Origin of the sequence: Hyphomicrobium sp. (assembly GCF_036833075.1) — a bacterium.
GTDB lineage: Bacteria > Pseudomonadota > Alphaproteobacteria > Rhizobiales > Hyphomicrobiaceae > Hyphomicrobium_C.
Window position 1 is genome coordinate 1 of the sequence record NZ_DAITQL010000138.1, and the last position, 6,652, is coordinate 6,652.

General features: G+C 61.3%; 8 protein-coding genes. 4 read left to right on the forward strand and 4 right to left on the reverse strand.

The window, feature by feature from the left end; genetic code table 11:
• The 4 genes from trbF to V7082_RS21095 form a co-directional block, all read left to right on the forward strand.
• Positions 1 to 350, forward strand: a 350-nt coding sequence (gene trbF / locus V7082_RS21080) for a conjugal transfer protein TrbF (RefSeq protein ID WP_334151621.1), incomplete at its 5' end; no start/stop codon positions are given.
• Positions 347 to 1,345, forward strand: a complete 999-nt coding sequence (trbG, locus tag V7082_RS21085; RefSeq protein WP_334151622.1) for a P-type conjugative transfer protein TrbG — start codon at positions 347 to 349, stop codon at positions 1,343 to 1,345. The genes trbF and trbG, both read left to right, overlap by 4 nt.
• On the forward strand, positions 1,342 to 2,604 hold the full coding sequence (locus V7082_RS21090; RefSeq protein WP_334151624.1) for a TrbI/VirB10 family protein: 1,263 nt from the start codon (positions 1,342 to 1,344) through the stop codon (positions 2,602 to 2,604). The genes trbG and V7082_RS21090 overlap by 4 nt, the downstream gene beginning before the upstream one ends.
• Positions 2,605 to 2,659: 55 nt before the next feature.
• A complete protein-coding gene (locus V7082_RS21095) occupies positions 2,660 to 2,986 on the forward strand; it encodes a DUF736 domain-containing protein (RefSeq protein WP_334151625.1) in 327 nt (108 codons plus the stop codon).
• A gap of 43 nt (positions 2,987 to 3,029) precedes the next feature.
• Here V7082_RS21095 and V7082_RS21100 read toward each other — a convergent pair whose 3' ends face one another.
• Genes V7082_RS21100 through V7082_RS21115 form a run of 4 tightly spaced genes read right to left on the reverse strand, consistent with a single transcriptional unit; the run spans position 3,030 to position 6,250 of the window.
• Positions 3,030 to 3,659: a glutathione S-transferase family protein gene (locus V7082_RS21100; protein WP_334151626.1), complete on the reverse strand. Its 630-nt coding sequence runs from the start codon at positions 3,657 to 3,659 to the stop codon at positions 3,030 to 3,032.
• On the reverse strand, positions 3,634 to 4,503 hold the full coding sequence (locus V7082_RS21105) for an ABC transporter ATP-binding protein (protein WP_334151627.1): 870 nt from the start codon (positions 4,501 to 4,503) through the stop codon (positions 3,634 to 3,636). The genes V7082_RS21100 and V7082_RS21105 overlap by 26 nt, the downstream gene beginning before the upstream one ends.
• Complete coding sequence (locus tag V7082_RS21110; RefSeq protein WP_334151628.1) at positions 4,467 to 5,234, reverse strand: ABC transporter permease; 768 nt, start codon at positions 5,232 to 5,234, stop codon at positions 4,467 to 4,469. Before V7082_RS21110 ends, V7082_RS21105 begins: the two co-directional genes overlap by 37 nt.
• Positions 5,231 to 6,250: an ABC transporter substrate-binding protein gene (locus tag V7082_RS21115; protein WP_334151629.1), complete on the reverse strand. Its 1,020-nt coding sequence runs from the start codon at positions 6,248 to 6,250 to the stop codon at positions 5,231 to 5,233. Before V7082_RS21115 ends, V7082_RS21110 begins: the two co-directional genes overlap by 4 nt.
• Positions 6,251 to 6,652 lie beyond the last annotated feature (402 nt).

Genomic DNA, 6,652 nt, shown 5'->3' on the forward strand with positions numbered 1-6,652 from the left:
TGGTGGTGCGGCAGAACTGGCTCAAGGCCTACGACTTCGTCACCGACAAAGCGGCAATCACGCTCAACGAATACGCCCGCGACAATGACCCCTTCGCCCGTATTGGCCGCCAGACCGTGGCCGTCGAGGTGACGAGCGTCGTACGGGCCTCCGACACCTCGTTCCAGGTGCGCTGGACCGAGCGCACCTTCGAGGGCGGCGCCCTCAAGGACACCAAGCGCCTGACCGGCCTCTTCTCCATCGCGCTCACCCCACCAAGGACAGTCGATGCCGTGCGGAAGAACCCGCTCGGCATCTACGTGCACGCCTTCAACTGGTCGCAGGACGTCACCACCGGAGAGTCCAAATGAGTACCCACCGCACCCTCGTCGCCCTCCTTATGACATCGAGCGGGCTTGGCGCCTGCGCCACCAACATCAAGGTCCCTGAGATCCCAATCTTCGACAGTCCGGCGATGGCAGCCCATCGCGAGCCGGATCCCAAACTGCCGGTCCGCTACGTCGAGGTCCCGACACCGTTGCCCCTTCCCGGTCAGCTTAAGCCCGTCGGCAAGGACGCCGGCAAGAAGAAGGACACGCGACCGCCAGCGGATCGCGTGACCGGAGCCAATGAGGCTGCGCGTCTCGAGCCGGTCAAGGACGGCTATATCAATGCCATCCAGGTCTATCCCTATACCAAGGGCGCGCTCTATCAGCTTTACGCCGCCGTCAATCAGGTCACGGACATCGCGCTCGAAGCCGGCGAGAAGCTTGTTTCAGTCTCAGCGGGAGATACGGTGCGGTGGGTCGTCGGAGACACGAACAGCGGCGAGGGCAAGGACGCCCAGGTCCACATTCTGATCAAACCAGTTGGCGCCGACCTCGAGACCAACCTCGTTATCACCACCGACCGGCGCACCTACCATCTTGAGATGCGATCCTCCGAGGCGACCTACATGGCCTCGGTGTCGTGGACCTATCCCGCCGCCGAGCTCGTCTCCCTGCGCAAGCAAAGCGAGGAAGCGGCCTTCGCGGTGGCCGCGATCGCCGAGGGCGGCGTCAACATCGACGAGTTGCGCTTCCGCTATCGCCTCGAGGGCGATGCGCCGTGGAAGCCGCGGCAGGTCTTCGACGACGGCAACAAGGTCTATATCCAGTTCCCGTCAGGCATCACCAAGAGCGAAGCCCCTCCGCTGTTCATCATCGGCCCCGACGGCAAGTCTGCGCTCGTCAACTACCGCGTCCGCGGCACCACCTACATCGTCGACAGGCTGTTCGCTGCCGCCGAACTCAGGCTTGGCACGGAGCCGCAACGGGTTGTTCGCATTGTCCGCACGGATGCAATCTGGCGGGAGACGCGCTCATGAGCGAGACCGACCAGGCCAAAGAGCCGGAAGAGAAGAAAGCAGCACCCGAGACGCTGGAGTTGCGCGCACGCCCGCAGCCCGTGACACGCATCAATCGAAAGGTGCTGATCGGTGGTACGGCCATGTTCCTAGTGCTGCTCTCGGGGATCGTACTCGTCGCCCTGAAGCCGCCAAGCTTCAAGGTCGCGGAACGGCAGGAGCTAATCAACGTCGATAACAAGCCGATCACCGATGGGCTCAGCAGGCTACCGGCCACCTACGAAGGCCTGCAACCGGCCAACCCCGCGCCCCAAGGCACGCAGCCGCCTGCGCCCAAGCTCATCCTACCCGACACTGGCCTACCGATCGATGATGCCGAGAATGCCGAGAAGACGCGCCTTGCCCGCATGGCCGGGCAGGCCCGGGAATCGCAGGTGTTCTTTCGTCTGCAGCTCAAACAGCCGCCCCAGGACTCGACGTCGGGCGATGCGCCATCCGAACCGACGCCACGCTCGAGCACGACTACAGCCGACGGAAGCTTCGCCACGCTCTCCCTGCTCCGCGCCACGGAGCGGGCGCAAGCTCTCGCAACAGGCGACCTCGAATACACAGCCAACGACACGACCGAGGCGACGCGCAAGCTCACGTTTCTCAAGTCGGGACCGGACAAAGACATCTACAATCCGCACGGCCTGCAGATGCCGGCATCACCCTATCAGTTGATGGCCGGAACCGTGATTGCCGCAAGCCTTGTCACCGGGCTCAACTCCGATCTCCCCGGCTTTGTCATCGCGCAGGTGATAGAGAACATCTATGACACCGTCTCCGGCCGATTCATCCTAATTCCGCAGGGAGCGAGACTGATCGGCAAGTACGACAACGTCGTCGCGTTCGGCCAGGAACGCGCGCTCGTGATCTGGCAGCGCATCATCCTTCCCGATGGCAACTCGATAGTGATCGACAATCTGCCGGCGACCGACACCGGCGGGTATGCAGGCCTAGCCGATCAGGTCGATCTCCACACCTGGCAGCTCCTCAAGGGCGTTGCATTGGCCACCGTTCTCGGCGTCGGTAGTGAGCTTGCCTTCGGCTCGTCCGACAGCGATCTCATCCGCGCCCTGCAACTGTCGACGCAGTCGACCACGAACCGGGCCGGACAGCGACTTATCGAGCGCAATCTCAACACCCAGCCGACCATCACGGTACGTCCAGGCTGGCCGTTACGCGTCATCGTCCACAAGGACATCATCCTCCGACCCTATCGCGCCGCAGCCAACTGATCAGAGCCATCGGCCATCCAAGGTAGACGCACATAAAAAAGGGAGCCCAGCCATCATGCCAGTGATCGGAAATTTCTCTGCCGTCAAGGACGGCTATGCGGGCACGATCCGCACACTCATGATCAACGCCAAAGTCCTGATCATGGCCAACGACCGCAAAGACGGCGACAGCGGTCCCGACTTCCGCATCACGACCGGCACCGCCGAGATCGGCGTCGCCTGGCGACGCAAGCGCAACGGAACCGAGGAGACCTACCTGCGCATCAAGATCGACGACCCAACACTTCCCCATCCGATTTGGGGCGCCTTGATTGAAGCCGGTGATGAGGGGGGCGCACGCCTGATTTGGCGTCGCGAGCGGCAAGGTGAAGCTGAGAAATAAGCTATAAAATGCATTTCCCCATCGTCCATGCCTAAAAGCCATCTCAGGCTGCGTTGTAGGTGCGCACGATCGGCTCATATCGGCTCAGGCGATCGAACCAGGCACGCAACGAGTTGAGTTTTGCGCTCTCGACAAGATCGAGGCGCATGTTGATGACCGGATAGAGCGCGAGATCGGCAATCGACAGCTCACCTGCGATGAACTCGTTGCTGCCGATCTGACGGTCGAATGCTTCGAACAGCACGCGCAGGCGCTCCAGGAAATAGGCGTCGTTCGCCTCCGATTTGTCCGGCGCGTTGAACTTGATGTAGCGCGTCAGGGTATTTCCGACGGCGGCGTCCGAGGTCGCGGCCATGAACCATTGCAGAGCGCGCAGCCGGTCGCGTGGATCGGTGGGGATAAATCGGCCGCTCCCTTCCGCGGCGTGCAACAGGATCGCACCGGATTGGCTCAAGACCAGGGGGTGGCCTCCAGGTCCATTGTGATCGACGATCACCGGGATCGCCCCCAGCGGATTGAGGATCAGAAACTCCGGCGTCTTGTGCTTCCCACCTTCGATGTTCACGACGATACGCCGATGCGGGATCTGGCAGGCTTCGAGTGCGATTGCGGCGCGATATCCGTTGCCGGTCGGCGCGAAATAGAGATCAATTTCCGATTGTGGCTGGCTCATTGTCGGTCCCTTGAGGCGCGCCGAATGGTGTGGCCGAATTGAAGTGCTGTGCGAGGCGCCCCTTCAGCGCGGCGTAGGGGCCCTGGGCAACGGGTTTCGGCCTCGATCTCGGGCGCGCGATCGGAACCTCCACGACGTCCTTGATCGTCGCCGGAGAACCACCCAGTACAACGACCCGATCGGCGAGGTGGAGAGCCTCGTCGAGATCGTGAGTGACGAGAACGACGGTTGCGCCGGCTGTACTCCAAATGCTCAAGATCTCGTCCTGGAGCGTTCGGCGCGTGGCAATGTCGAGGGCTGAGAACGGCTCGTCCATCAAGAGCAGCGCCGGCTCAAGCGCCAGGGCCCGTGCGATGCTGACGCGCTGCCGCTGCCCGCCGGAAAGCTGATGCGGCCAGCGGGTCTCCAACGCTTGGAGCCCAACGAGGCGAAGCGCATTGCGGGCGCGATCAGCCCGCTCGCTCCGTCTGGGGATGGTGCCCTCGAGCCCGAACTCCACGTTGCCGCGCACGCGGCGCCAGGGCAGCAAGCGTGCATCTTGGAATACGAGGGTCGCAAACTTTCCAGATGTCTGCCGCCGCCCCGTGGCCAAGATTGTCCCTCGGCTCGGAGCGACCAAGCCGGAGATCGCTCTCAAAAGCGTGGATTTTCCGATGCCCGACGGCCCCATGATCGCAAGGAATTCTCCCGCGCGGATCTCAAGGGAAACGTTCTCCAAAATGGATCTCTGCGCTTGGCCGGGTGCGTCCAAGGCGACATCGGCTATCCGCACAAGTACGTCCGAGTTTTCGGCCTCGGCACGTGAAGCTAGTGCTTCCACGGCAGCAATCTCCGGGTTAGCCATTCGAGTGCGGAGTCGGTGACGGCATAGAGCGCTGCGATCGTCGCCATGTAGAGGACAACAAGGTCCGTGGCGAGCACGCCAGACGCTTCGAGCAAGCGCTGGCCCACGCCCGCGACTCCCAGCATCTCGGCAGCCAGAACCGCGATCCAGCCCATGGACACACCGGCCCTGACACCCGAGAGAATTCCAGGCGCTGCGCCAGGCAGAACGATCTTGCGGACGCGCGTGAAGAAGGCTCCCTGACCAAACGCATGTGCGAGCTCAATCTTGTCGGCATCGACCGCACGCGCGGCAGATTGTGTCGCGATGTAGTTCAACCAGAACACGCCGGTCGCAATGATGAAGGCCGCCGCCGCCTCGCCGATTCCAAACCAGATGATGGCGAAAGGAAGCCAGGCGATGGGAGAGATCGGGCGCAGTAGACGTGCAACTCCCTCGGTGAGCGCATTGAAAAGCGGCCATTGGGCCGTTGCCAAGCCGAACCAGATGCCGAGCAGCGTGCCGATACCGACGCCGACCGCGTAGTGCGAGAGGCTTGCGAGAACATTTGCAAGCCAGCGGCCGGAATGAAACTCGCTCTCAAACGCCAGCGCGACGCTGCTCGGCGCGGGAAGCAACGTGGCCGGCATAAGATGGAGCCTGGCAACGATCTCCCACAGCAGAACAAACCCCACCGCACTTGCAATCGAAACAGCGCCTAGCCGGACCGGCGAGGAAACCGCCGCGCTCATCGCGTCGCCTGCAATTCGTTGTAGCTCGTCCAGTCGAACAGCTCATTTTCCGGAACGATCTTCGGCTGCACGCCGATTTCTACCTGGAACTGCTGCAGCGCTTTCGTTCCTTCGGCGAGCTGGCGCAGGTCATCGGTGATGGGATTGTTGGGGGACGTAAGGGCTGCCTCGATGACCTCTAACGGGATCAAGCCCTTCCCGAGATGCACCTCCGTCGAGATGGCCGCCCGTTTCGGATCGCTCTTGATCAGCGCGATGGCTTTGCTGTTGAGTGTGACCAGCGCTTTCACCTTGTCCGGATGGTCCTTGAGGATCTTCTCTCTTACCGAGAGCACGAAGCCCGGATGCCCCGGCATCAGATCGTGACCGGTCGCAAGCAACTCCGAAGACGGGTCCTTGCTCTTAACGATGGTGATGATCGGCTCCGGCATGGTCGCGGCATCGACCGCCTTTGCGAGCAGGGACTGGCGGACCTGCTCCTCGCCCTGGCTCAGAATCGAGACGTCGGCCTCGCTGATGTTTTGCGTCTTGATGTAGTGGCGCAGGGCCGTATCGGGAATGGTGCCCTTCGGCAGGGTCGCGATCGATACGGGTCGGCCGTGTTGCTGGCGAAACGCTTCGAAAGCCTTGGCTGGACTGGCCGCGCTATCGTAGCCCCTGGCAAGGTCGGCAAGCCCGATGAGCGAAACGATCTCGACGCCGTTCGCGGCTACGATCTTGAGATCGATTCCGCGCGCGCGGGCGACCACAACTGGCGATACCGCCATGTACACTGCGTCGAATTCACCGGAGGCTAGAGCCTGGATCAGCGTCGTGCCGGAAGAGAAGCGTGTGAGCTCCAGATCGACGCCGGCCTCTCTCGCCCATCCCTCATTTGTCAGGATGAAAAGCGGCGCCATGTTCACCATCGGAACGTAGGCAACGCGCAACTTGAGATTTTCCGCGTGAGAGAGCTGGGGTGAAAACAGAACGACCAGTGCAGCACAAGCCGCGAAAGTCCGGCGCAAGAACGACATACCGCCCCTCCTGACTGTGGTTGCCGCTCTTTGCGGCGAAGGGGGAACTTAGATGCGCCGCAAGCACTCGCTACGAATTAGAATTCATATCCTTATCTTTCAGAAGTTCCATCTCAGCGGGCCGCTCCGAAACGCCGTGGATATAAATCACATGCATTGCAATAATGCGGTAAGCTGAAGGAATTCGTGATCTGAGCCAACAAAGATCTCGCTAGAAAAGTTGCCCTCGTCAGTAAGAACAAATCGCGAAACTTTATCCAACAATCCATCCAACAATCGAATTGTCCCTGAAAATTTATCGTTAGATATCAATTGATTATGTGGTCACAACTGAGGAGATCGAAACTCCTCGGCTCCACCACTCCGGTTTTGCGCAGAATCTCGTCACCTAACAGCTTGAAC

Coding starts and splice junctions, on each gene's coding strand:
- trbG (WP_334151622.1), top strand. CDS start 347: ATGAGTACCCACCGCACCCTCGTCGCCCTCCTTATGACATCGAGCGGG.
- V7082_RS21090 (WP_334151624.1), top strand. CDS start 1,342: ATGAGCGAGACCGACCAGGCCAAAGAGCCGGAAGAGAAGAAAGCAGCA.
- V7082_RS21095 (WP_334151625.1), top strand. CDS start 2,660: ATGCCAGTGATCGGAAATTTCTCTGCCGTCAAGGACGGCTATGCGGGC.
- V7082_RS21100 (WP_334151626.1), bottom strand. CDS start 3,659: ATGAGCCAGCCACAATCGGAAATTGATCTCTATTTCGCGCCGACCGGC.
- V7082_RS21105 (WP_334151627.1), bottom strand. CDS start 4,503: ATGGCTAACCCGGAGATTGCTGCCGTGGAAGCACTAGCTTCACGTGCC.
- V7082_RS21110 (WP_334151628.1), bottom strand. CDS start 5,234: ATGAGCGCGGCGGTTTCCTCGCCGGTCCGGCTAGGCGCTGTTTCGATT.
- V7082_RS21115 (WP_334151629.1), bottom strand. CDS start 6,250: ATGTCGTTCTTGCGCCGGACTTTCGCGGCTTGTGCTGCACTGGTCGTT.